Raw genomic sequence first — 22,006 nt, 5'->3', positions numbered from 1 at the left:
GCTGATGCTGGTCGATTTCAATCACGGATCCGGCTTCGTCTATGGCCGCAACGCCTCTGAACCGGAACCCCTCGGCGCGCGGATCAACCTTCGCATCGACGCTGCGCTGGAGGCCGAACGCGAGGGCCAGCGCCCCCGCGACTATCTGGGCGCCAGCCGCATCGGCGAGCCCTGCGCGCGGCGGCTGGTCTACGAGGTCACCCACACGCCGCCCGATCCCGGCAAGGATTTCGAGGGGCGCGTTCTTCGCATCTTCGCGGCCGGTCATATCTTCGAGGATCTGGCGATCCGCTGGCTCCGGCAGGCGGGATTCGATCTGCGCACGCAGACGCAAGCTGGCGGCCAGTTCGGTTTCGAGACGGCGGGCGGGCGCATTCGTGGCCATGTGGACGGCGTGATCGTCGGTGGCCCGGAGATCGGCCTCGCATGGCCCGTTCTCTGGGAACACAAGGCGCTGAAAGCCTCGTCCTGGTCGGACACCGCGAAGAAGGGCGTGCAGCTCTCGAAGCCGGTCTATTTCGGCCAGATGCAGATTTACATGGCCTACATGGGCCTCGGCTCCGCGCTCTTCACCGCGCTGAACAAGGACACCTGCGAGCTCTACCACGAGCATGTGCCGTTCGATCCGGCCGCCGCACAGGCGCTGTCGGACAAGGCGGTCGACGTGCTGCGCGCCGCCGACGCGGGCGATCTGCTGTCCCGCATCGCGACCAGCCCTGACTTCTTCCTCTGCCGGTTCTGCCCGTTCGCCGCCCGCTGCTGGGAGGACCGCGCATGACCGTCACCCTTTCCGAAACCCAGGGCCGCGCCATCGCCGCCATCCGCGACTGGTACGAGACGCGGCGGCACGACCAGCAGATCTTCCGACTGTTCGGCTATGCCGGGACCGGCAAGACCACCATCACCGCCATGGCGATCGAGGCGCTGGGGCTGGAACCCATGACCCCGGGCGGGCTTGGCGGGGTGCTTTTCGCCGCCTTCACCGGCAAGGCGGCGCTCGTCATGACGCGCAACGGCACGCCCGCGCAGACCATCCACAGCCTGATCTACCGCGTCTCCGAGGCGACGCCCGAAGAGATCGCGCGCGCGACCGAGGATCTGGCGGCGCTGCGCCGCGACCTGCCGCGCATGGGTCCTGCCGAGCGCGGTTTCGCAATGACGCGCATCGCCCAGCTCGAGCTCCGCCTCAAGGACATCCACCAGCCGAAGTTCCTGATCAACGAGCAGTCGATCCTGCGCGACGCGGACCTCCTGGTGCTCGACGAGGTGTCGATGGTCGGCGAGGACATGGCTCGCGATCTCATGGCCTTCGGCAAGCCGATCCTCGTGCTGGGCGATCCGGGCCAGCTGCCGCCCGTGAAAGGCACGGGCTTCTTCACCGAGACCGTGCCGGACGTGATGCTGACCGAGGTGCGCCGCCAGGCGGGCGACAGCGCCATCCTGCGGCTCGCGACACTCGCCCGCGAGGGACTGCCGATCCCACCCGGTGCGCATGACGATCATGTCTGGAAGATGTCGCGACACGAGGTCGGCCCCTCGCAAATGCTGCAGGGCGGCCAGGTGATCTGCGGCACCAACGCGACGCGACGCTGGCTGAACACCGCGATGAAACGCGCGGCCGGGTTCGGTGCCGATTATCCGACAGGCCACGGCGAGAAGATCATCTGTCTCAAGAACCGCCACGATCTCGGGCTGATCAACGGCATGTTCCTGACCCTGACCGAGGTGCGGCAGGATCCGGACGACGCCTTCGCCTTCAGCGCCATGGTCGAGACCGAGGACGGGGTGAGCCTCGGCGGGCGACAGAGTTTCTGGCGCGGCGAATATGCCGATCATGTCGCCTACGATCCCGAGCGCGGGCGACGAGAGTGGCAGATCCGGCGCGGGCTGATCGAGTCCAGCTGGGGCTACGCCATCACCTGCCACAAGTCGCAGGGCTCGCAATGGGAGAACGTCGTCGTCTTCGACGATGGCTTCGGGCGCAGCGCCACCGACCGCAACCGCTGGCTCTACACCGCGATCACGCGGGCCGAGAAAGGTCTGGTGATCCTTGCTTGACCTCAACGATGCCAAACCGCTCGGCGGTGAGCCCCTGCGCTACGATCTCGATCTGGTGGTGGCGCGCCTTCGAGAGACCGCCGAGATATGGGTGCCACGCCTGTTTCCGCGCGGGCGCAGGTCGGGCGACGAGTGGCGGCTCGCCAACATCCGGGGCGACGCGCCGCGGAATACCGGCTCCTGCGTCATCACCCTGCGCGGCGCGCACGCTGGAGACTGGATCGACTTCGACGGCAATCAGGGCGGCGGCCCGATCAGCGCTATCGAGGAAGCGACCGGGCTGGATGGTCGCCTCCTGATTGTCGAGGCAGCAGAACTCGCGGGCATCGCGCCAGGCGCACCGGAACGTCGCGCGCCGCCGACGCCGCCCCCATTGAAGCGCGATCCCGCGCTCGAGATCGCGCACATCATGACCGGTGCGCAGCCGATCACGGGCTCCCCGGTCGCGCGGTATCTGACCGGACGCGGCCTGATGGTGCCCGAGGCCGCCGATCTGCTGTTTCACCCTGACCTGACCCATTGGGAGACGAAGACCGGCTACCCGGCCATGCTGGGACAGGTCCGCGATCGCGAAGGCGCGGTCATCGGCCTGCACCGCAGCTACCTCGCCATCGACGACGTGGCGGTCACCAAGGCGCCGCTCGACAAGGCGAAGAAGATGCTGGGCCGAGTGGCTGGTGGCGCGGTGCGTCTCGCCGATCTCGGCGACGGCGACAGGCTTGCGCTTTCCGAAGGGATCGAGACCGGCCTCGCGGTGATGACCGCATGCCCCGATCTGCCGGTCTGGGCGACGTTGTCGACATCGGGCCTCGAACAGGTCGATCTGCCGCCTGGAGTCCGGCGCGTGCTGATCCTGGCCGACAACGACACCTCCGGGGCCGGTCTGCGGGCCGCCGAAGCCGCAGCCCGGCGCCTGCGCGCGCAAGGGCGCGACGTGGCCGTCATCTTGCCAGCCGAGGAAGGCGAGGATTTCAACGACCTGCTGCTGCGCGAAGGGTCCGAGGCTGTCGCCGCCCTGATCGCCGATGCGGAGGCCATCACCGAGGCCGAACCTACACTGCTGATCGGGCAGCACCGGCCGGTCAACTATCAGGGCAGCGGCGAGGCCATCCCCAGCTTGCGCGCCGACGAAGGCGATCTGGCCCGCTCGGTCGAGCGGGTCTGGAGCCTGCTTATGGCCTCGAACCGGACACCATGGGTGTTCCGCTTCGCCGGGCAGCCGACATGGGTGGTGCCCGACGACGAGGGCCGTCCGGTCGCCACCGCGATCACCGAGGAACGGCTGCGTCACATGCTGGCGCGGCTGGCGCATTGGAAGAAGCTGAACGGCAAGGGCGAGCTGGTCGCGGCCCCGCCGCCGATCGCCGTGGTCAAATCGGTGCTGGCCACGCCCGATCCGGCGCTGCCCGTGCTGGTGGGCATCGTCAACACCCCGGTCTTCGGTCGCGGCGGCACGCTGCTGACCACGCCGGGATATCATCCCGACGCGCGGCTTCTCTATGCCCCAACGCCCGGGTTTGTGGTGCCGACCATTCCGGCCAAGCCGTCAGCCGCCGAGGTTGCTGCCGCCCGCAGCCTCCTGTGTGAGGATCTGCTCGGCGACTTCCCCTTCGTCGGCCCCGCCGAGATGGCGCATGTGATCGCGCTGCTGCTGCTTGGTTTCCTGAGGGGCATGATCGACGGGCCGACGCCGCTGCACCTGATCGAGAAGCCCAGCCCAGGTTCCGGCGCCACGCTGATGGTCGATGCCGTGGCCACCATCCTTACCGGCTCGGGCGCAAGCGTCATGACCGAAGGCCGCGACGATGACGAATGGCGCAAGCGCGTCACCGCCAAGCTGCGCCAGATCCCCGCCATCGTGCTGATCGACAACCTGCGCGCCAAGCTCGACAGCTCCGCCGTCGCGGCCGCCCTGACGGCGCCATTTTGGGAAGACCGGATCCTCGGCGCATCGGAAATGGCGCGGCTGCCGATCCGCTGCCTCTGGATCGCCACCGGCAACAACCCCGAGTTCTCCAACGAGATGGCGCGCCGCCTCCTGCGCATCAGGCTCGATCCTCACGAGGAGCGCCCCTGGCAGCGCACCGGCTTCCGCCATCCCGATCTGATGACATGGGTGCGTGCGAACCGCCCGCGGCTGGTCGCCGCCTGCCTCACGCTCTGCCAGGCGTGGATCGCCGCCGGAAAGCCGCGCGGTGCGCGCACCATCGGCTCCTTCGAGAACTGGGCGCATATCGTGGGCGGCGTGCTCGATGTCGCGGGCATTCCCGGCTTCCTCGGCAATCTCGACGAGATGATGGAGGCCTCCGACAGCGAGGGCGCGGGCTGGAGCGCTTTCATCACCGCCTGGTGGGATCGTTTCGGGACCGCCGAGGTGGGCGCGGCCGACCTGTTCGACGTGGCCCTGTTCTGCGATCCGGCGCCCCCCATCACCGGCCACACGGACCGCGCGCAGAAGACCAGCTTCGGGATCGCCATCAAGAAGATGCGGGACCGCGTGTTCAAGGTGGGCGATCTGACGCTCAGGCTGGTGCAGGCGGGCACGTTTCGGCGGGCGGTCAAATGGCAGCTGAAGGTCTCGGAGCAACCGTCGCGTCCGCAATCGGGCGCACGAGGGCCCAAAGCGTGTGAACCTCGGGGCGCGGGTGTGAACCTCCAAAACCGAGGTTCACACGATCAAGCCACTGATCTGACTGGCAAATGTGAACCTTGTGAACCTTGTGAACCTCTCCCAACCCTTACGCACACGCGCGCGCGCGCACATGAGAAGGATGATGCCGGAAAAGGTTCACAAGGTTCGCGAGGTTCACAAAGCCCCGCGAATTCAAAGCCTTGTCAGTGTGAACCTCCTTGTGAACCTCGGGCGGCAGGTTCCCGAGGTTCACCCGTCCCCGATTGGCTGCGGGAGCTCGATCCATGAGCCCCGCATGTCCCGCCCCTCACCCCATCGAGCAGCAAACCGGAAAGGAACCCATCATGGCCCAAGCATCTCTGACCCCGACACCCATGAGCGCCCCGTTGCCCGGCGTGCCTGTCGTTCTCGCCCTTGATCTAGGCACCACCACCGGCTGGTCCCTGCAAGCGGCGGACGGTCTGATCACCAGCGGCACCGTGTCCTTCCGACCCAGCCGCTACGACGGCGGCGGCATGCGCTACCTGCGGTTCGCCAACTGGCTGACGGAACTGGACCGGCTGTCCGGCCCGATCGCGGCGATCTGGTTCGAGGAGGTCCGTCGACACCTCGGCACGGATGCAGCGCATGTCCACGGTGGTCTTCTGGCCGTTCTAACAAGTTGGGGTGAATTGCGCGGCGTGCCTTACCAGGGCGTGTCGGTCGGCACCATCAAGCGCCACGCGACCGGCAAGGGCAACGCACCCAAACAGGCGATGATCGATTCCGCACGCAAGCGCGGTTTCTCGCCCGCCGACGACAACGAGGCCGACGCCATCGCGATCCTGCTCTGGGCATTGGAGACCCCGGGGAGGTGTGCAATGAGCGGCATGCGGTTCACGCCCAAGGGCTATGGCGGGCGCCGCCGCAACCCCGAACAGGTCAAGCGCGAGGGCTGGCACGAGCAGCGGATGCTGGCGGTCTCACTGGACGACCAGCGGCTTACGTGGCCGGAGCGGGAAATGGTCCGACAGCTCGGCGAGCGGCTCTACGGCAAGCGGGAACGGGAGGCGCGCCATGGGTGAGTGGACCACAGCGCAGGTCCAGGACCGGTTGGAGCTGGCGGCTGACGTTTTTGCTCAGCTGCCGGCTGTGAAGCCGACGGGCTACTTCAACGCCTGGCCCGAGTATTCCCACAGCTTCGCCGATCAGGTCGGCCAGGAGCCGCAGATGCGACGGCCGCGGCCATCGCCTCGGATGATCACTCAGGCCGAGGAAGCCTTGCTCTGGCTGCGCTGGCCCGAGAAGGATGACGCCCGGATCGTCTGGCTACGCGCCAACCGCACGCCCTGGAAGCCGATCTGCTGGGAGCTGGGGATCAGCCGCGCGACTGCCAACCGGCGCTGGCAGTATGGCATCGCGGTGATCGTCTGGCGGCTGAATGGGAAGAGCGTATCGCGGAAGCGGTCGATGGAGTTCGTGATCAAGCGCGCTGGGTGAGCCGTTCGTTAGCTGCGGACCGATCGGATGGCTGGCGCGCGCATGATGAAGACGTTGTGATTGGCCTTGGGGCCGTTCCACGAGTGACTATTCCGCAGCCAAGGCTTTCTGCCTGCAATAACAGGATGCTTTGATGGGCACCTCGGAGCGAGCCACGGCCTTGTCCAGTTGCAGTTTGATGTGGGACGCTTCAACGGTTTCGCCGCGTCGGGTGAGACACTCGTGCAGGCCGTGCAGACTCCAAACGTTTCCCGGATGCTGACACGCCCGGCTGAGCGTTGAATCCAGACCAAGGTCCGCACGATACACCGCTTCAGCTTCTTCCATCTGGCCCTGCTCAAGAAGAAGGGCGCCTAGAGCGTGGCGGGTGGGTTGCATCCATCCCCACGGTTCATCGTAGGGGAGGTTGTCGTCTATCTCCACCGATTTGCGCAGGTGACCAAAAGCGGCTTCGTGTTCTCCCTTATGATATGCGAGTTCACCCAGCATCATTTGCTCGGCAACCTTCAGAATGTCGCGGCACGTGTTGTTGAAAAGCATGCGGCTTTCGGGGACGCGTGCCAGGGCATTGTAAAATTCTGTCTTTTCGCGCTCGGCGTCTGCGATCCTGTGTAGGTTTGCCAATGCAACTGTACGTGCATAGCGCATCATGGCGGTGGTTACACAGTAGAGCTCTTCATCCGCCGGTAGATCCTGATCCAGAATTTCCTGCCATCGTCCAAACCTGATCAGGACATGCTGTTTCATCGGTATGAACCCTTCGAACCAGTCCGCCATTGGACGAAGGGTCTCCGACGGCAAGGTTTCGATGAGCTCTTCGGCCGCTTCCAGTGCAGTTGTGGGCTGCCCAAGGAACATCGCGCCGTAGATTTTAAAGTGGTAATTATGGCACCGATAGACGGAATAGAAGTTGTCTGGGCCTTCGCGCTCAAGGAACCTTCGGTCCGCCACGATGGCAGCTTCGTTTCGCAGTACCACGTTCATATAGTCTCCGCACAAAACGTCGATGTGGGTCGGCATATGAAGCAGGTGCCCCGCATCGGGTACCAATGTGCTCAGCGCGTCGCCGTGACGAAGCGCTCGCTCAGGGTGCGGCGACATCTCCATCAAATGGATATACATGTGCAGGAGCCCTGCGTGGCGCCACGCGCCGGGAAGCGTGTCAAAAGCCGTGTCGAGCACAGAAATGGCTTCCAGAGTGTCAGCCCCTTTGGCCGGTTTTCCGGTCGGTAGATCCCAAAGCTGCCAAGGTGTCCGGTTCATGATCGACTCGGCGAGTACCGCGCAAACATCCAGATCCTGGCTGAACCCGGCATGAACTTTTCGCATCGCGTCGGCGAACGCATCATTCCAAGGACTGAAATCCTCAATATCCGATGATGCAGGATAGCGCGCGGGAATGGCTTCGATCAGGGCCCGCTCAACGGGTGTCAGTCTGTCTAGCAGCGACATTGCCGTCTCAATGGAAGACTTGGCCAGCTCTATGCAGTCAGGCTTTTCCTCTTCTTCGAATGCTTCCCACGGTTTGTTGTAGTTTGGCCCGATACAGTAGGCGATGCCCCAATGCGCCATGGCACAACCAGGGTCGGCGGCCACGGCGTTTTGAAAGCACACGATCGCCTCTTCATGGTTGTAGGCGTAGGTCCAGGCGAGGCCTCGGTCAAACCAACGCTGTGCTTCGCCCGAGACTGTTGTCACTTTCCGGGTGTAGGTCCCGAGATCGTAATATTCCATCGCACTGTCCCTCCATCCAATTGTTCCATCCTACGACGACAACTCTTGTTTCCAAAGGGCCGATGCAACTTCGTTATCTTGTGGGCATACGAATGCCATATTGGCTGCTGTGGGCTCTGTGTTGTTTTTTCCGGGTTTCGCTCCAATGACTTGTTTGGCGCCGAGATCGATGGACGCGAGACGGTAGCGTAGGCCATGTCAACGAAAATCGAACGCCCGACACAATTTCCGGTGAGACACCGCAAGCCGAGACCTCTCGCGAGAGATGGGCTAGAAACGGGTAAGATGGCACGAAGCGTGAGAAATGCGGAGGCGTGATCAAATTAGGAGCTTGCAGAAGGCGAGCGGGGAGCAATTGATCACACAAACTGTTCTCCATCCGAATTCGTGAGACACCTAACCCACTGAAATTGAACGGGTCCTTCCTGTCGAGAATTGTATTCGGGCGGGCGAGGCGCGACGTTTTCCCAGTGACACCCTGAAAAACACCCGTTTCGTTTCGCTTTGCGCTCAAAGCCAATAAAACAAGGGCCTGAAGGCCCGAGCCCCCCGCCTGAACCGAAACGGGGTGTGTACCCCATTTCGTTTTGCGGACCAGACCCGTTTCGTGCATCAAGCATCTCCAAGGACATCACCATGGACGTCGTCGACCTGCCGCTGGAGCAGATCATTCCCTATGCGCGCAATCCCCGGCGCAACGAGCAGGCCATCGCCACGGTCGCTGCCTCGATCCAGGAGTTCGGCTGGCGGCAGCCGATCGTCGTGGACGAGGCGATGGTCGTGCTGGCCGGACACACCCGGCTGGAAGCCGCGCGCAAGCTCGGCTTCAAGACCGCCCCGGTGCATGTCGCCAAGGGGCTGACCGCGTCACAGGCCCGCGCCTTCCGGATCATGGACAACCGCTCGGGCGAGAATGCCGAATGGGACAAGGACCTCTTGAACCTCGAACTGGCCGATTTGCTGGAGGCGGATTTTGACCTCGGGCTGACCGGCTTCACCGACGATGAGTTGAACGGGCTGATGTCAAGCCTCGACGAAAGCACCGGCCCGCAGGACGGGGAAGATGACATTCCGGAAACACCGGAGGATCCGATCAGCCGGCCCGGAGATCTCTGGGTCCTCGGCAACCATCGGCTCCTCTGCGGTGACAGCACGGTCGCCACGGATGTCGAGCGGGTGCTGAACGGCGTTTCGCCGCTTCTGATGGTCACCGACCCACCCTACGGTGTGGAATATGACCCGTCCTGGCGCAACCAGGCGGGCGCCGCGAAGACCAGGCGCACCGGCAAGGTGCTGAACGATGATCGCGCTGATTGGCGCGAGGCCTGGGCGCTGTTCCCCGGCGATGTCGCCTATGTCTGGCATGGCGCCTTGCACGCAGCGACCGTGGCGGAAAGCCTCGAACTCGCCGGCTTCACCATCCGGTCGCAGATCATCTGGGCCAAGGACCGGTTGGTCCTGAGCCGGGGTGATTATCACTGGCAGCATGAACCGGCGTGGTACGCCGTCCGCAAATCCGGCAAGGGCCATTGGGCAGGCGACCGAAAGCAGACGACGCTCTGGCACATCTCGGGCAAGGACCAGGACGAACAGACCGTTCATGGCACCCAGAAGCCGGTGGAATGCATGCGTCGGCCGATCCTGAACAACTCAAGCCCGGGTCAGGCGGTCTACGAGCCCTTCATGGGTTCGGGCACCACGCTGATCGCAGCCGAGACCACGGGCCGCGTCTGCTACGGCATCGAGCTGAACCCGGCCTATGTCGATGTGGCCGTCCAGCGTTGGCAGAAGTTCACCGGGAAACAGGCCGTGTTGGATGGGGATGGGCGCAACTTCGACGAAATCTCGACCGCTCAGCCGCCTGGTGCGTCAGACGCGGCATAGAAGCGAATGTCGGCAATCGCCACGTCCGCCTCGAACTCCCGGCCAATGGCAACAAGACCCACGCGCCGCAGTCGGCTGAGGTTCAGTGGCCGCTCGGTTCGATGTGGTGCAAAATCTCCGAACGGCAGGAACACGGTCGTCCATTCGGGGCGGGCATGAAAGCCCTGGCGGTAGGACTCCCACGGGCGGCGGATATCCGACGTCCGAAGATGCAGGTTGTAAGTCTGGTTGTTGCCAAACACATCGAGCCGGATGCCGTCCCAGGCACTCGCATCCACGACACCGCCTGCCTCGCCGAGATCAAGGGCGACCTGGAGAAAGCCGCCATTGTTCTCCAGGCTCACACCGCCGGTCATGCGGATGGCCTCCCGGCCGGCGATGGTTTCCCGGGTCACCGCGCCATTGGAGACCCCGCCCATGACCCGATCGGACACCAGCACCCAGCCATTGCCGGTCACGGCGAGTGGCGGGTCAAAGCGGAGATCGTCGATGATCTCTGGGGCGACGGTCGGGGAAAGCATGTCGTCTTGCATGAATGGAAAATTAGGAATGGCTGACGCCTGCGCAAGTCCCTCGGCGCAGCGACAGTCGCGCCTGATGTCACTGGTTGAGGCCATAGCCAATGTGGTGATCGGCTATGGCGTCGCGGTCGTCACGCAGATCCTGATCTTCCCGATCTTCGGGTTGCATACGACGCTGGCACAGAACCTGTCGATGGGCGGGATATTCACAGGAGTGAGCCTGGTCCGGTCCTATCTGCTGCGGCGGGTGTTCGAGACGATCAGGGTTGCCAGTCGCTCCGGCGACCGTGGCGGACATGGAGAACCTGCACCGCCCCATCGATGACAGCATAGTAAATCCGCCAGCGCGTTGCCTTGCCGTAAAGCGCACGTCGGATCGGCTGATCGAACTCCCGCGCCTCGGGTGCGATGGGATGGGCCGAGGGCATCGTGCCAAGACCCAGAATGGTTTGGCGTATCCCCGCCAGCCAATCCTCGGCCGCCCTTGGGTTGCGATCCCGCAGCCAGATCCATGATGCGGTCAGATCATCCGCCGCATTCTGCGTGATGATCACGGGCAGCGCCTCGATCATGGCGGCGGTCAGTCGGACTTGGCGAGAGTGTCGAAGAATTGGCCGGCATCGGTGCCCTCACCGGCGCGGGCCTGCACCAGTCCCTTGCGGATGCCGGCTACGGTTTCCGCGTAATCAAGCTGGTCCTGCATCTCCTGCCACGCGGCCGCATCCATCACGACGACCGAGGGCTTGCCGTTCACGGTCAGGATCTGCGGCCGACCGGTCTCCTTGATCTGGGCAATCAGACGCGCCGAATCCCGTTTGAACTCCGTCAACGGGCTGATGTCCTTGGTGATGTTCATGGCAGACCTCCCGGCACGCATCGAATTCAATGCGAATATAGTGCGAAACTCGATGCGCGTCGAGAGGTGCCTCGCTTAGCGCAGGGCGTAGACGCGCCCGCGTCCCTCGACCTTCTCCGAGGTGACCTCGAGGCCGAGGCGCTTTTTGAGGGTGCCTGCGAACAAGCCCCTCACGGTATGCGGTGCCCATTGCAGGGCCGCGGTGATTTCCTCGATGGTCGCGCCTTTGGGCGCGCGCAGCATGGCAATCAGCGCGGCCTGCTTGGTGCCCGTGCGCGGTGCGCGCGTCTTCGGCGCGGGTTCGGGGGCAGCGGCGGTGTCCGGTTCGATACCGATGGCGGCAAGGCCTGCGCCGGTGGCGACCAGCGTGACGCCATGGCCGTCGCCGGTCTCTCGCCAGACGGGATCGCCCTTGCGCATGTCCGCTTCGGCCTCTTCGAGAAGGCCCTTGGCCAGCATCGCGCTGACCACCTTGGCGGCGGCGCCGCCGCGCAGGCTCTCGGGCAGCGGCAGTGCGATGCGGTCCTCGCGCTGTGCCGCCGAGTTGAGGATGATGGCTTGGGTATCGGAAAGCTTGGTCACGGGGTCGTCTCCGTATGCGGGGCCGCGACCGTCGCGCCCCTCCTACGACCCCAAGCCACGCAGGGAGCGCGGCGAGAGTTCCGGCTGGGCTGGAGATCACTCTGCGTGTTCGCCTTCGCCGAAGAGGAAGTCGGTGATCTGTGCGAGGTCATCGGCCACGCTGGCGATGGAGCCGACGCTGCCCCAGTTGATGGCGTCCGGGTCGAAGCCGAAGTGGTCATCGCTCAGCGCCTGCAGGCGGGCGAGCATTGCGTCGATCTCGGCCTTTTTTGCGACGAAGGCGGCCAATGCCGCTTCCCGGTTCCGCCGGGCCTTTTCGGCGTGGAGGTCGTGGCGGGGTGTTGTTTGCGGGTTCAGGCGGATCATCGGGCTGGCTCCGTGGGCTGTGTCGTTGTCCTTTCATCAGCTTCGCTCTGGTACGCAGGCACATCCAGTATAATCGCAGCAATATCATGGCTTTGATCGGAGCATTGGGATCATCTCATGTCATCGGCGGCCCAACCCATCGGCGTGATCGCGCGGCTCCTGGATCTCTCCGAACGCCGGGTGCAGCAGTTGAGCCGGGAGGGCGTGATCCCGAAGGCCGAGCGCGGGCAATATGACCTGATCGGCTCGGTGCGCGGCTATGTCCGCTACCTGCGGGACCAGGCGCTGAAGGCGCAGGCCGGGGCACCTGACTATGCCGCCGAACGGGCCCGCTTCATTCGGGCCCGGGCCGATCTCGCCGAGATGGAGGCGGAAGAAAGGCGCCGGGCGCTGATCGCGGCCGATGAGATCGAGGCGGCCTGGATTGCCGTGCTGGCCCTTCTGAGAACCCGCCTGCTGGCACTGCCGGACCGGCTGGCGCCGCAGGTTTTTGACCAACCCACCGTCGGAGACACCCGGACCCTGATCCGAACTGCGATCCGCGAGGTGCTCGATGATCTCGCGCAGCCAGACATTGAACTCGAGACCGAGACTGACCTTGAGGGGGTCGCCGATCCTGAAACGGACGGTGGAGAAGGCCCTGGCGGTGCTGCGGCCCCCGCCGGACCTGACGATCAGCGCCTGGGCGGACCAGAACCGGCGGCTGAGCTCTGAGGCCAGCGCCGAGCCCGGACAATGGCGCACCAGCCGCGCGGAATACCAGCGCGGCATCATGGATGCGATCTCGGATCCGGCGGCGGAAACCGTCGTGATCATGTCGAGCAGTCAAATCGGGAAAAGCGAGTCGATCCTCAACATGGTCGGTTACCATATCGACCACGACCCGGCACCGATCATGGTGGTGATGCCGACCGAGCGGGACGCGGAGACCTGGTCGAAGGACCGTTTCTCGCCGATGGCGCGGGACACGCCCTGTCTGCAGGACAAGATTGCCAACCCGAAATCCCGCGATGGCAACAACAAGATCCTGCACAAGCGGTTCCCGGGCGGGCATCTGACCATCGTCGGCGCCAATGCGCCCTCGGGTCTGGCAAGCCGGCCGATCCGGCTGCTCCTCTGCGACGAGGTGGACCGCTATCCGTTCAGTGCGGGCGCCGAGGGCGACCCGGTCAACCTTGCGAAGAAACGCACGGTGACCTTCTGGAACCGCAAGATCGTGCTGGTCTCGACGCCGACGAACAAGGGCGCGAGCCGGATCGAAGCAGCCTTCGAGGAAAGCGACCAGCGCCGGTTCTGGGTGCCATGTCCGGGCTGCGGGGCGGAACAGGTGCTGACCTGGGAGCAGGTCAAATGGGACAAGGCGGAGGATGGCAGTCATCGTCCGGAAACGGCCCGCTACCACTGCGTAGACTGTGATGCGGGCTGGACGGATGAGACCCGCTGGTCTGCGATCTCGAAGGGTCGCTGGATTGCGGAAGCCCCGTTTGACGGAACCGCCGGGTTCCATCTGAACGAGATCTATTCGCCCTGGGTCCGGCTCGAGGCCATGTCCAGGGCGTTTCTGTCTGCCCGCGCTGGTGGGGACGAGACGATGAAGACCTTCGTCAACACCTCGCTGGGCGAGACCTGGATGGAAAGCGGCGAGGCCCCGGACTGGCAGCGGCTGTTGGGGCTGAAGCAAGACTGGCGTGCGGGCACGGTGCCGGCAGGTGGTCTGTTCCTCACCGCCGGGGCCGATGTGCAGAAGGACCGGATCGAGGTCGATGTCTGGGCCTGGGGCAAGGGCCTGCAGAGCTGGCTCATCGATCATATCGTGATAGAGGGCGGCCCGGGGGATCCGGCCTGCTGGCAGAAACTCTCGGGCCTGCTAGGCCGGACTTGGGCTCATGCGAGCGGCACGCCGATGACCATCGCGCGGCTGGCGATCGATACGGGCTACGAGACGGCCGCCGTCTATGGCTGGGCGCGGCAGGTGGGCTTTGCGCAGGTCGCACCGGTCAAGGGCCTCGAGGGCTTCAACCGCGCCAGTCCGGTGACAGGTCCGACCTTCGTGGATGCCACGGTCGGTGGCAAACGCCTGCGCCGTGGCGCGCGGCTCTGGTCTGTGGCAACATCCACGTTCAAGGCGGAAACATATCGCTTCCTGCGGCTTGAGCCGCGGGTGGAGTCCAGCCCGGCGGATGGAGAGCGGTTTCCTCCTGGCTTCATCCATCTGCCGGGCTGGATCGACGCCGAATGGCTGAAACAGCTGACGGCCGAGCAACTGGTCACGGTGAAGACCAAACGCGGGTTCGCGAAACTCGAATGGCAGAAGCTGCGCGAGCGCAACGAGGCGCTCGATTGTCGGGTCTACGCCCGCGCGGCCGCCTGGATCCTCGGGGCCGATCGCTGGTCGGACGCCCGCTGGGAGGAACTGGCCGCGCAGTTCGCGGTCAACGACACCAGGGACAACGCCTCAGTCACGACACAGCAACCGACCCGCAGGGCACATGTCCGCCGCGTCGCGCGATCGAGTTACATGGGGTGAGCGACAGAGTTCAGTGCAGCCGCTTGTTGCGGCTGCGCTCGAAGGCCTCCAGGGACGCCTTTCGCTTCAGCGCGATGGTGCGAAGGTTGGCCGCGATGTGTGCCGCGCCAAAATCCACCGGATTGAACGGACCGCCATACCAGCGGACCATGTCCCGGTGCTGCGGATGACGGGGCCTGGCCATGGCTTCGACAAAGTCCATGAACCCATTCGGACCGCCAACGTCTTCCGGAGGCGCGGTGCGTTCTCCATCAACGAAGGTGGGATAGTCGGTGCCGGGAACCGCGTCGGTGACCTCCTCGATCAGGATCCGATGCTGCCAGTCGTCGCCGAAATCGTAGGTGTAGAGGAACTCCGTAACCCCGCGATCGACGAGCATGCCGAGGCGCATGCTCCTGGCCTGGTAGATCTTGCGACCCCAGAGCGCATCCTCGGGATCGGGCTCGCCATAGACACGGTCGCCGATCCGAAAGTCATAGAGGTGATAGCTCTCCCAGGGCATGACCGCCTGGATGATCTCGTGCAGCGCCCTGAGATTGGTCGTCAGGCTGACCTCGACCCGCCGCCAGATCGTTGGTTCGAGATGTGCGAGCGCGATTCTGATCCTGGCGATTTTCTGGGACATGGCGCGACCTGAGTTTGGGTTTGGCGGCAACATAACAAGGTGACGGCCATGGCCACAATCACGGACCTCCGCGCCCGGCGCGACGCACTGACCGCACAGCGGTCCTCCGGTGTCGCCCGCGTCAGCTATGACGGCAAGACGGTCGACTATCGCAGCCTGGGCGAGATCGACCGGGCCATCGAGGCGCTGGATCGCGAGATTGCCGCGGCCGAGGGCCGACGCATGGTGCGCCATGTGCGCGTGACGACGACAAAGGGCCTCTGATCAACATGGGTCTCTTCGATCGCTTTCGTCGCCGGACCACCGACGGCCCCTCTTCCATGCGCGCCCGTCTCGAAGGCGCCATGGCGAAACGCCGGCTCAGGGGTTGGAACCCGCCTTTGGAGAACATCAACGCGCTGGTCGCCTCCGGTGGCCCGCGCCTGCTGGCACGCTCGCGCGAGTTGGTGGTGACCAACGGCTATGCCGCCAACGCCTGCGAGGCCTTTGCCGCGAACCTCGTGGGCGACGGGATCAAGCCGTCCTCGCTGATCGGAGACGCCGATCTGCGCGACCGTGTCCAGCGGCTGTGGCTCGCCTGGACCGACGAGGCCGATGCCGACGGTCTGACCGACTTCTACGGGCTGCAGGCCATGGTGGCGCGCGAGATGTTCGTCGCCGGCGAATGCTTCGTTCGCCTGCGCCCGCGGCGCGCCGAGGATGGGCTGCTGGTGCCGATGCAACTGCAGCTCCTGCAATCCGAAATGCTGCCCTTTGAGACAACGGAAACGGCGGCCAATGGCAACCGTATCCGCTGCGGGATCGAGTTCGATGCCATAGGGCGGCGGGTCGCCTATCACTTCCGCCGCCGCCATCCCGGTGACAGCACCGACATGGGCGCGGTGATCCCGGAGACGGTCCGCGTGCCGGCTGGAGATGTGCTGCACATCTACCGGCCCATCGATGCGGGCCAGATCCGGGGCCTGCCGCATGTGGCCCCGGCGATGGTGCGGCTCTTCCTGCTCGACCAATACGACGATGCCGAGCTCGACCGGAAGAAGACCGCAGCGATGTTCGCGGGTTTCATCACCAAGACCGCGCCGGAAGACCCCATGATGGGCGAGAGTGAGGCCGATCTTGATGGCTCGGCCATCGCCAGCCTCGAGCCCGGCACCATGCAGGTGTTGCTGCCGGGCGAGGATGTGAAGTTCTCGGCGCCCGCTGATGTCGGCAGCAGCTACGAGGCCTTCCAGTACCGCACCTTGCTGGCGGTCTCGGCCTCGCTGGGTCTGCCCTATCACCTCGTCACCGGCGATGTCCGGCAGGCCAACTACTCGAGCCTCAGAGCCGAGCTCGTCGAGTTCCGCCGCCGCATCGGACAGCTGCAGCACGGGGTCATTGCCCATCAGCTTTGTCGGCCGATCTGGCGGCGCTGGCTGGAAACGGCCGTGTTGTCCGGCGCGATCGACGCTGGCGACACGGCGAGCGTCCGACCGGTGCAATGGATCCCGCCACGCTGGGACTGGGTCGATCCCTTGAAGGACATCCAGGCACAGGTGCTGGCGATGGAGGCCGGGCTGACCTCCCGGCGCAAGGTGGTCGAGGCCACCGGCTATGACATCGAGGAAGTGGACCGCGAGAACGCCGCGGACGCCGCGCGCGCCGCCGAGCTGGGTCTGATCTACCGCACAAGCCCGGGCGAGACGCAGGGCGCGCGGGCCACGCCGACAGCTGCGCCCGACACAGACACATCCCCTGGGGACGGCAGAGCTTCGTCCACCACAGCTGAGCAGGAGTGATCCCATGAAATCCTGGTACACGATCCGCGCCCGGGCGTCCGGCGCGGAAGTGCTGATCTATGACGAGATCGGCGCCTATGGCGTCACGGCAAAGGGCTTCCTGGCCGAGCTGGGTGCGCTGCCCGAGGGCACGCCGGTCGATCTGCGCCTCAACAGTCCCGGCGGCTCGGTCTTCGATGCGGTCGCCATCTACAATGCGCTGAAGCGCCATGCCGGTGACATCACCGTCTGGATCGACGGGATCGCGGCTTCGGCTGCCTCCTACATTGCCATGGCGGGCGATACGATCGTGATGCCGGAAAACGCCTTCCTGATGATCCATGATCCCTCGGGGCTGGTGATGGGCACGGCCGGGGACATGCGCGCCATGGCCGAGGCGCTCGACAAGGTGAAGGGCAGCCTCGTCTCGGGCTACGTGGCCAAGTCCGGCAAGCCCGAGGACGAGATTGCCCTGCTGATGGCGGCGGAGACCTGGCTCGATGCGCAGGAGGCGTTGGACCTGGGCTTCATCGACCGCATCGCCGCGCCCGTGAAACTTGCTGCCGCCTTCGATATGGCGCGTTTCCGCAATGCGCCGCCGGAAGTGGTCGAGGCCGCGGCAGAGCCTGTGGAACCCGCCGAGACAGCCGAGACCCCGCCCGAGGGTGTTCCGGACGGAAACACCCAGGCCGATGCCATGCTTCCGGTGCCCGAGCCCGCAAGCTCCGTTGCGGAAGGCAACGCAACTCCTGATGCCGCAATCGTCCGGGCGGAGGCCATCGCCCATGCCCGGGCCGTGATCGATCTCTGCCGACTCGCGGGGCAGCCGCAGAGGGCGGGGCATTTCCTCGAGGAGGATGCCAGCCTCGATGCCGTGCGGGCGGCGTTGCTGGCCGCGAAGGCGCAGACCGACCCCGACATCTTCCCCGCCCATGCCCAGCCCGGGCCGGGGCCAACCGCAAGACCCTGGGGCGATGTGATCGCCCGCACCTTCCGACAGAAAGGATAAATCCAAATGCCCACGCTCACCGAGACCCCCCATCCCGGCGGCTTCCTCGTCTGGGAGGCCTTCCGCGACTACACACGCGAGACCATCACCGTGGCTAGCGGCACGCTCGAGCCTGGAACCGTACTGGGCAAGATCACCGCCTCGGGCAAATACGCCGCCCACGACCCGGCCGCCGTCGATGGCACCGAGACCGCCGTGGCGGTGCTCTGGGGCAAGGCGGATGCCAGCGGGGGCGATGTCCCGGCCGTGGCACTCGTGCGTGGCCCGGCCATCGTCAACCGTCACGACCTCGTCTTCGCGGGCACGCCGACGGATCCCGAGATCACCGCCGCGCACACCGCGCTGCTGGCGGCCGGCATTCTCACCCGCTGACCTCACACCCTTCCCCCGAAAGGATCGCACCATGGCCACCATGGACATCTTCGAGGCCGATGCCTTCTCGGTCATCGAGCTTACCCGCGCGCTGGAAAACATCCCGTTCAAGCCCGCACTGCTCTCGGGCTCCGGCCTATTCTCGCCCCGCGGCGTGCGCTCCCGCACCGTTGTGATCGAAAGCCGCGACGGCACGCTGTCGCTGATCCCGTTTTCCGAACGCGGCTCGGCCTATGAGCAACAGGTGCCCGAGCGGCGCAACATGCGCGCCTTCGTCTGCCGCCAGTTCAAGAAGCAGGATGTGCTCTGGGCCTCCGAGATCCAGTCGGTGCGCGACTTCGGCTCGGAAACGGCGACCCAGCAGGTGCAGACCGAGGTGGCTCACCGGCTGCGGCGTCTGCGCCAGGATGCCGAAGCCACCTTCGAATATCATTTCCTGAACGGCATCCAGGGGATCGTGAAGGATCCGAAGGACGGCGCGACCGTCATCGATTACGCCGCCGAGTTCGGGATCACGCCCGTGGCCGAGATCGACTTCGATCTCGACAACGCGAGCCCGGCCTCGGGCGCGCTCAGGAAACGCTGCCAGGCGCTGATCGAGAGCGTCGAGGAAAGTCTCGGCGGACTGGCCGCGGGCGCGGTGCAGGTCCGCGCGGAATGTGGCTCGGCTTTCTTTGCCGATCTGGTGGCGCACAAGGAAGTGCGCGAGACCTATCTCAACACCGCCGCCGCGGCCGATCTGCGGGGGCGCGTGGCCGACGAGGTCAGCTTCGGCGGCATCACCTTCCGCCGCTACCGGGGGAGTTCCGCCTTTGGCGTGCCGACGGACAAGGCCTACTTCTATCCGGAAGGCGTCGAGGGGCTCTTCGAGATCTACCACGCGCCGGCGGATACGTTCGAGACGGTCAACACGCTCGGCCTGCCGCTTTACGCCCGCACCATTCCCGACCGGGACCGCGATGAATGGGTGCGGCTCGAGATCGAGTCGAACCCTCTGCCGATCTGCACCCGGCCGCAGGTGCTGCGACAGGCCCGGCGGACCTGATGAGCGCCTTTGCCGCTGCGCTCGACGCGCTCTTCGCGGATGCGCATCTCGCGCGGGACGTCGTCTATACCGCCGAGGGCGGCGCGCCGAAGCTCATCCGCGCCATCCTGCGGCGGCCGGACGATATCACCAGCTTCGGCGAGGCGCGGCTCTGGTCGGAAACCACCCGGCTGGATCTGCGCCTCGCCGAGGTACCGAGCCCGCGTCCCGGTGATCGCATCGAGATCGACGGGGAGGCCTTCCTCGTCCAGGGCGAGCCCGTTCGGGACCGCGAACGGCTGATCTGGACAGTGGAATTGCGTCCATTATGAAACTGAAACTGAACATCGATCCCGATATCGTCGCGATAATGGCGGCAGAGGTGAAAGCGGGCGAGAAGGCCGTGACCGCCGCCATGCGCGAGGCCGGCACCGGGCTCAAGACCGCCTGGCGCGGGCAGATCGCGCAAGCAGGGCTCGGGGGGCGGCTGGCGAACTCGATCCGGAACCAGACCTTCCCCAAGGCGGGCGAAAGCCTCAACGCCGCGGCGCTGGTCTGGTCGAAGGCGCCGGTCATCATCGGTGCGCATGACACGGGGCCGCTGATCCACTCGAAGGACGGGTTTTGGCTGGCGATCCCGCTGCCCGCCGCGGGCAAATCCCTGCGGGGTGGCCGGATTACGCCCGGTGAATGGGAACGGCGACGCGGGTTGCGGTTGCGGTTTGTCTATCGCCGCCACGGGCCGAGCTTGCTCGTGGCCGAGGGGCGGCTGAACAGCCGGGGTCTTGGCGTGGCGTCACGGTCGAAGACCGGCCGCGGGCGGGCTACCGTGCCGATCTTCCTGCTGGTGCCGCAGGTCAGGTTGCCGAAGCGACTGGATCTGGGGCGGGATGCCGAGCGGGCGTTGGACAGTGTGCCGGGTCTGATCGTGGCGAGGTGGGTGGAGGGGAAAATTCGGTGATGGTGGCTCTTCGGACAAAGCGGTCAGACGCGCGACAACCGATCCAGCCAATCCCGCACCAGTGCCTGAAATATTTCTGGACGTTCCCAGCCAAGACCATGGCCAGCGGTATCCAATACTGCGAGCGTCCCTCGCGGATACCTGTGCATCAGATCGATGCCATCGAGATAGCCGCTGACGCTGTCTTGTCTCCCGACGACAATTAGGCTGGGCACCGTCACGGTCGTTGCCTCTTCTTCTTCGGCGAAGCTGAAGTCAAAGGCACTTTTCACACGTGCTTCCTGTTCCACGTCGAAACCGTCGAGACCGGGGATAACGATCTGTCGCCTCTTTTCGACAATGTCCCATCGCTGGACGGCAAAAAGGTTTTCATGTGCCCAGATCTCACTGTCAGACAATTCCGGTCCGATAGATGTGTCCCGTTCAATAACCTGCGCAGGAGGAAGCCTTGCAGGATCGGCGGAGGGGTTGCCGCCAGGGACGATCAATGCCATGCCTAAAATCCGGTCCGGAATGAAATGCATCAGCCCACGAGCAATGTAGCTGCCACGCGACAAACCAACGATGGCAAACGGCTCACCTGGCAATATCACATTCACGAAGTCCAGCACGGAGTTCAGTAGATCATCTTGCGATCTGATGTCCTCGCGTGCGGGGCTTTGCCCATGTCCGGGCATATCCACATAGATGCGCTTCCAGTCACCGCTCCCGCGAAAGCCGGGTTCCATGACGTCCATCATGTATCTCAGGTCCAGCGTCACACCGTGCAGCACAATGACGGGTGTGCCGGTTCCAATAATCCTGTGATGCAGCATGATTTCAGTATCCTGTGGAGCTCCCAAGAACCCGTATCATAAAACGTCGCTCTAGAAGCCATCATTTGCAACTCATCTAGGAAGGGAAACTTTGAGCTCCGACCAGACCTTGGCTGCCACCGCTAGTTAGCGAAAAACAATGCCCAACACCCGCGAAACCATCCTCGCCGCGTTGCACACACGGCTTTCGCCTCTGCCCTGCGCGGTCAGGTGCTGCCCGATCGCGTGCCGGCCAACGGCCGCTTGTCTACACGAAGGTGAGCCAGAGGCTTCCGGTCACAATTTCCGCAAGTATGCCCAGGATACATATCCCTTGAGCCCACGTGCTTGCTCAAGGGATACGCTGCACCAGCGCGTGCCTCCGGTTTGCTCGCATGTGTGGACGCGCAGCACGGTACCGTTCGGCAGACCAAGGATCACGCGGTACCCGGTTCCTGGGCCTGCACGCATCTTGAGCATGTCATCTCCTTCGACGCCGGAAACCTCGAAGCGCCCGAGTGATGCGGCAGATGCAAGGTTGGGACTCAGGAAAGCTCCCAAGGAAACCGCCGCAAGTGCGACGAAAATGGCTTTGCGCATCGACTTCTCCTGTAATCTGCCTCGATGAGGATCGTAGTTCGTAAGCCGGATGAAAGAAACATCGACACAATGGCAGGGTTCGACTTCTAGCAACAATCTGACTGCCAAACCCACTGGATCTCGAACGCCAAGTCGAGCGGGCGCTCGATTGCGTACCGGGGTTGATTGTGGTGAACTGGGCGGAGGTCAAAATCCGGTGACGTCGGCTTTGCGGGACACGTCAGC

25 protein-coding genes are annotated in these 22,006 nt (G+C 64.8%); 16 read left to right on the top strand and 9 right to left on the bottom strand.

What is annotated here, in order from left to right; translation table 11 throughout:
* The first annotated feature begins 4 nt into the window (after positions 1 to 4).
* The 5 genes from AC2FNA_RS03290 (at position 5) to AC2FNA_RS03270 (ending at position 6,169) form a co-directional block, all read left to right on the top strand.
* Complete coding sequence (locus AC2FNA_RS03290) at positions 5 to 778, top strand: PD-(D/E)XK nuclease family protein (RefSeq protein WP_234184571.1); 774 nt, start codon at positions 5 to 7, stop codon at positions 776 to 778.
* Positions 775 to 2,058 carry an AAA family ATPase gene (locus AC2FNA_RS03285; protein WP_234184570.1) on the top strand — a complete coding sequence of 428 codons (1,284 nt, stop codon included), beginning with the start codon at positions 775 to 777 and terminating at the stop codon, positions 2,056 to 2,058. Before AC2FNA_RS03290 ends, AC2FNA_RS03285 begins: the two co-directional genes overlap by 4 nt.
* Complete coding sequence (locus AC2FNA_RS03280; protein ID WP_234184569.1) at positions 2,051 to 4,978, top strand: DUF7146 domain-containing protein; 2,928 nt, start codon at positions 2,051 to 2,053, stop codon at positions 4,976 to 4,978. Before AC2FNA_RS03285 ends, AC2FNA_RS03280 begins: the two co-directional genes overlap by 8 nt.
* A gap of 86 nt (positions 4,979 to 5,064) precedes the next feature.
* Positions 5,065 to 5,754, top strand: a complete 690-nt coding sequence (locus tag AC2FNA_RS03275) for a crossover junction endodeoxyribonuclease RuvC (protein ID WP_496824449.1) — start codon at positions 5,065 to 5,067, stop codon at positions 5,752 to 5,754.
* Positions 5,747 to 6,169: a DUF6362 family protein gene (locus tag AC2FNA_RS03270; RefSeq protein WP_234184567.1), complete on the top strand. Its 423-nt coding sequence runs from the start codon at positions 5,747 to 5,749 to the stop codon at positions 6,167 to 6,169. Before AC2FNA_RS03275 ends, AC2FNA_RS03270 begins: the two co-directional genes overlap by 8 nt.
* Before the next feature lie 87 nt (positions 6,170 to 6,256).
* Here the strand turns inward: AC2FNA_RS03270 and AC2FNA_RS03265 are convergent, their stop codons facing one another.
* On the bottom strand, positions 6,257 to 7,903 hold the full coding sequence (locus AC2FNA_RS03265; protein ID WP_234184566.1) for a tetratricopeptide repeat protein: 1,647 nt from the start codon (positions 7,901 to 7,903) through the stop codon (positions 6,257 to 6,259).
* Positions 7,904 to 8,539: 636 nt separating this feature from the next.
* Here AC2FNA_RS03265 and AC2FNA_RS03260 point away from each other — a divergent pair.
* A complete protein-coding gene (locus AC2FNA_RS03260; RefSeq protein ID WP_496824447.1) occupies positions 8,540 to 9,787 on the top strand; it encodes a DNA modification methylase in 1,248 nt (415 codons plus the stop codon).
* Here AC2FNA_RS03260 and AC2FNA_RS03255 read toward each other — a convergent pair.
* On the bottom strand, positions 9,757 to 10,320 hold the full coding sequence (locus AC2FNA_RS03255; RefSeq protein ID WP_496824445.1) for a CIA30 family protein: 564 nt from the start codon (positions 10,318 to 10,320) through the stop codon (positions 9,757 to 9,759). The genes AC2FNA_RS03260 and AC2FNA_RS03255 overlap by 31 nt on opposite strands.
* A 16-nt stretch (positions 10,321 to 10,336) precedes the next feature.
* Here AC2FNA_RS03255 and AC2FNA_RS03250 point away from each other — a divergent pair, with 16 nt between their 5' ends.
* Entirely contained in the window at positions 10,337 to 10,633 is a 297-nt protein-coding gene (locus AC2FNA_RS03250; protein WP_496824443.1) for a DUF7220 family protein, read from the top strand.
* Here AC2FNA_RS03250 and AC2FNA_RS03245 read toward each other — a convergent pair.
* The 4 genes from AC2FNA_RS03245 to AC2FNA_RS03230 all read right to left on the bottom strand — a co-directional run bounded on the left by AC2FNA_RS03245 (position 10,569) and on the right by AC2FNA_RS03230 (position 12,112).
* The gene (locus AC2FNA_RS03245) at positions 10,569 to 10,880 is read right to left on the bottom strand and encodes a type II toxin-antitoxin system RelE/ParE family toxin (RefSeq protein ID WP_234184563.1); all 312 of its coding nucleotides are present in this window, start codon (positions 10,878 to 10,880) and stop codon (positions 10,569 to 10,571) included. The genes AC2FNA_RS03250 and AC2FNA_RS03245 overlap by 65 nt on opposite strands.
* 8 nt (positions 10,881 to 10,888) lie before the next feature.
* A complete protein-coding gene (locus tag AC2FNA_RS03240; RefSeq protein WP_234184562.1) occupies positions 10,889 to 11,164 on the bottom strand; it encodes a type II toxin-antitoxin system Phd/YefM family antitoxin in 276 nt (91 codons plus the stop codon).
* 75 nt (positions 11,165 to 11,239) lie between these two features.
* Positions 11,240 to 11,746, bottom strand: a complete 507-nt coding sequence (locus tag AC2FNA_RS03235) for a DUF3489 domain-containing protein (RefSeq protein ID WP_234184561.1) — start codon at positions 11,744 to 11,746, stop codon at positions 11,240 to 11,242.
* Positions 11,747 to 11,842: 96 nt separating this feature from the next.
* A complete protein-coding gene (locus AC2FNA_RS03230) occupies positions 11,843 to 12,112 on the bottom strand; it encodes a hypothetical protein (RefSeq protein ID WP_234184560.1) in 270 nt (89 codons plus the stop codon).
* 117 nt (positions 12,113 to 12,229) lie between these two features.
* Here AC2FNA_RS03230 and AC2FNA_RS03225 point away from each other — a divergent pair, with 117 nt between their 5' ends.
* Both AC2FNA_RS03225 and AC2FNA_RS03220 read left to right on the top strand, forming a co-directional pair.
* Positions 12,230 to 12,826, top strand: a complete 597-nt coding sequence (locus AC2FNA_RS03225; RefSeq protein WP_234184559.1) for a terminase small subunit, Nu1 — start codon at positions 12,230 to 12,232, stop codon at positions 12,824 to 12,826.
* Complete coding sequence (locus AC2FNA_RS03220) at positions 12,741 to 14,639, top strand: terminase gpA endonuclease subunit (protein WP_234184558.1); 1,899 nt, start codon at positions 12,741 to 12,743, stop codon at positions 14,637 to 14,639. Before AC2FNA_RS03225 ends, AC2FNA_RS03220 begins: the two co-directional genes overlap by 86 nt.
* Positions 14,640 to 14,649: 10 nt before the next feature.
* Here the strand turns inward: AC2FNA_RS03220 and AC2FNA_RS03215 are convergent, their stop codons facing one another.
* Entirely contained in the window at positions 14,650 to 15,264 is a 615-nt protein-coding gene (locus AC2FNA_RS03215; protein ID WP_234184557.1) for a plasmid pRiA4b ORF-3 family protein, read from the bottom strand.
* Between the two features lie 48 nt (positions 15,265 to 15,312).
* Here AC2FNA_RS03215 and AC2FNA_RS03210 point away from each other — a divergent pair, with 48 nt between their 5' ends.
* From AC2FNA_RS03210 to AC2FNA_RS03180, 7 genes are read left to right on the top strand one after another with little or no spacing between them, the layout of a single operon-like run.
* Positions 15,313 to 15,528: a phage head-tail joining protein gene (locus AC2FNA_RS03210; protein WP_234184556.1), complete on the top strand. Its 216-nt coding sequence runs from the start codon at positions 15,313 to 15,315 to the stop codon at positions 15,526 to 15,528.
* A gap of 5 nt (positions 15,529 to 15,533) precedes the next feature.
* Positions 15,534 to 17,042 (top strand): phage portal protein, encoded by a 1,509-nt coding sequence (locus tag AC2FNA_RS03205; protein WP_234184555.1) that lies wholly within the window; start codon positions 15,534 to 15,536, stop codon positions 17,040 to 17,042.
* 4 nt (positions 17,043 to 17,046) lie between these two features.
* The gene (locus AC2FNA_RS03200; RefSeq protein ID WP_234184554.1) at positions 17,047 to 18,030 is read left to right on the top strand and encodes a head maturation protease, ClpP-related; all 984 of its coding nucleotides are present in this window, start codon (positions 17,047 to 17,049) and stop codon (positions 18,028 to 18,030) included.
* 6 nt (positions 18,031 to 18,036) lie between these two features.
* A complete protein-coding gene (locus AC2FNA_RS03195) occupies positions 18,037 to 18,402 on the top strand; it encodes a head decoration protein (RefSeq protein ID WP_234184553.1) in 366 nt (121 codons plus the stop codon).
* Positions 18,403 to 18,433: 31 nt separating this feature from the next.
* Entirely contained in the window at positions 18,434 to 19,447 is a 1,014-nt protein-coding gene (locus tag AC2FNA_RS03190; protein ID WP_234184552.1) for a major capsid protein, read from the top strand.
* A complete protein-coding gene (locus AC2FNA_RS03185) occupies positions 19,447 to 19,758 on the top strand; it encodes a head-tail joining protein (protein WP_234184551.1) in 312 nt (103 codons plus the stop codon). The genes AC2FNA_RS03190 and AC2FNA_RS03185 overlap by 1 nt, the downstream gene beginning before the upstream one ends.
* Positions 19,755 to 20,387 carry a DUF6441 family protein gene (locus tag AC2FNA_RS03180; RefSeq protein ID WP_496824437.1) on the top strand — a complete coding sequence of 211 codons (633 nt, stop codon included), beginning with the start codon at positions 19,755 to 19,757 and terminating at the stop codon, positions 20,385 to 20,387. The genes AC2FNA_RS03185 and AC2FNA_RS03180 overlap by 4 nt, the downstream gene beginning before the upstream one ends.
* A 23-nt stretch (positions 20,388 to 20,410) precedes the next feature.
* On the opposite strand, the gene AC2FNA_RS03175 is transcribed toward AC2FNA_RS03180, so the two are convergent.
* Entirely contained in the window at positions 20,411 to 21,202 is a 792-nt protein-coding gene (locus AC2FNA_RS03175; RefSeq protein WP_234184549.1) for an alpha/beta fold hydrolase, read from the bottom strand.
* Between the two features lie 276 nt (positions 21,203 to 21,478).
* Positions 21,479 to 21,781 carry an SH3 domain-containing protein gene (locus tag AC2FNA_RS03170; protein WP_496824436.1) on the bottom strand — a complete coding sequence of 101 codons (303 nt, stop codon included), beginning with the start codon at positions 21,779 to 21,781 and terminating at the stop codon, positions 21,479 to 21,481.
* Positions 21,782 to 22,006 lie beyond the last annotated feature (225 nt).

Source organism: Ruegeria sp. YKSD163 (genome assembly GCF_059612905.1).
The sequence above is the reverse complement of the archived record's forward strand: the minus strand, read 5'-3'. Positions and strand labels throughout refer to the sequence as shown.

What these genes read in the sequence shown, in the direction of transcription:
- AC2FNA_RS03290 (WP_234184571.1), top strand. Translation starts at nt 5, where the DNA reads ATGCTGGTCGATTTCAATCACGGATCCGGCTTCGTCTATGGCCGCAAC.
- AC2FNA_RS03285 (WP_234184570.1), top strand. Translation starts at nt 775, where the DNA reads ATGACCGTCACCCTTTCCGAAACCCAGGGCCGCGCCATCGCCGCCATC.
- AC2FNA_RS03275 (WP_496824449.1), top strand. Translation starts at nt 5,065, where the DNA reads ATGAGCGCCCCGTTGCCCGGCGTGCCTGTCGTTCTCGCCCTTGATCTA.
- AC2FNA_RS03270 (WP_234184567.1), top strand. Translation starts at nt 5,747, where the DNA reads ATGGGTGAGTGGACCACAGCGCAGGTCCAGGACCGGTTGGAGCTGGCG.
- AC2FNA_RS03265 (WP_234184566.1), bottom strand. Translation starts at nt 7,903, where the DNA reads ATGGAATATTACGATCTCGGGACCTACACCCGGAAAGTGACAACAGTC.
- AC2FNA_RS03260 (WP_496824447.1), top strand. Translation starts at nt 8,540, where the DNA reads ATGGACGTCGTCGACCTGCCGCTGGAGCAGATCATTCCCTATGCGCGC.
- AC2FNA_RS03255 (WP_496824445.1), bottom strand. Translation starts at nt 10,320, where the DNA reads ATGCAAGACGACATGCTTTCCCCGACCGTCGCCCCAGAGATCATCGAC.
- AC2FNA_RS03250 (WP_496824443.1), top strand. Translation starts at nt 10,337, where the DNA reads ATGGCTGACGCCTGCGCAAGTCCCTCGGCGCAGCGACAGTCGCGCCTG.
- AC2FNA_RS03245 (WP_234184563.1), bottom strand. Translation starts at nt 10,880, where the DNA reads ATGATCGAGGCGCTGCCCGTGATCATCACGCAGAATGCGGCGGATGAT.
- AC2FNA_RS03240 (WP_234184562.1), bottom strand. Translation starts at nt 11,164, where the DNA reads ATGAACATCACCAAGGACATCAGCCCGTTGACGGAGTTCAAACGGGAT.
- AC2FNA_RS03230 (WP_234184560.1), bottom strand. Translation starts at nt 12,112, where the DNA reads ATGATCCGCCTGAACCCGCAAACAACACCCCGCCACGACCTCCACGCC.
- AC2FNA_RS03225 (WP_234184559.1), top strand. Translation starts at nt 12,230, where the DNA reads ATGTCATCGGCGGCCCAACCCATCGGCGTGATCGCGCGGCTCCTGGAT.
- AC2FNA_RS03215 (WP_234184557.1), bottom strand. Translation starts at nt 15,264, where the DNA reads ATGTCCCAGAAAATCGCCAGGATCAGAATCGCGCTCGCACATCTCGAA.
- AC2FNA_RS03210 (WP_234184556.1), top strand. Translation starts at nt 15,313, where the DNA reads ATGGCCACAATCACGGACCTCCGCGCCCGGCGCGACGCACTGACCGCA.
- AC2FNA_RS03205 (WP_234184555.1), top strand. Translation starts at nt 15,534, where the DNA reads ATGGGTCTCTTCGATCGCTTTCGTCGCCGGACCACCGACGGCCCCTCT.
- AC2FNA_RS03200 (WP_234184554.1), top strand. Translation starts at nt 17,047, where the DNA reads ATGAAATCCTGGTACACGATCCGCGCCCGGGCGTCCGGCGCGGAAGTG.
- AC2FNA_RS03195 (WP_234184553.1), top strand. Translation starts at nt 18,037, where the DNA reads ATGCCCACGCTCACCGAGACCCCCCATCCCGGCGGCTTCCTCGTCTGG.
- AC2FNA_RS03190 (WP_234184552.1), top strand. Translation starts at nt 18,434, where the DNA reads ATGGCCACCATGGACATCTTCGAGGCCGATGCCTTCTCGGTCATCGAG.
- AC2FNA_RS03185 (WP_234184551.1), top strand. Translation starts at nt 19,447, where the DNA reads ATGAGCGCCTTTGCCGCTGCGCTCGACGCGCTCTTCGCGGATGCGCAT.
- AC2FNA_RS03180 (WP_496824437.1), top strand. Translation starts at nt 19,755, where the DNA reads ATGAAACTGAAACTGAACATCGATCCCGATATCGTCGCGATAATGGCG.
- AC2FNA_RS03175 (WP_234184549.1), bottom strand. Translation starts at nt 21,202, where the DNA reads ATGCTGCATCACAGGATTATTGGAACCGGCACACCCGTCATTGTGCTG.
- AC2FNA_RS03170 (WP_496824436.1), bottom strand. Translation starts at nt 21,781, where the DNA reads ATGCGCAAAGCCATTTTCGTCGCACTTGCGGCGGTTTCCTTGGGAGCT.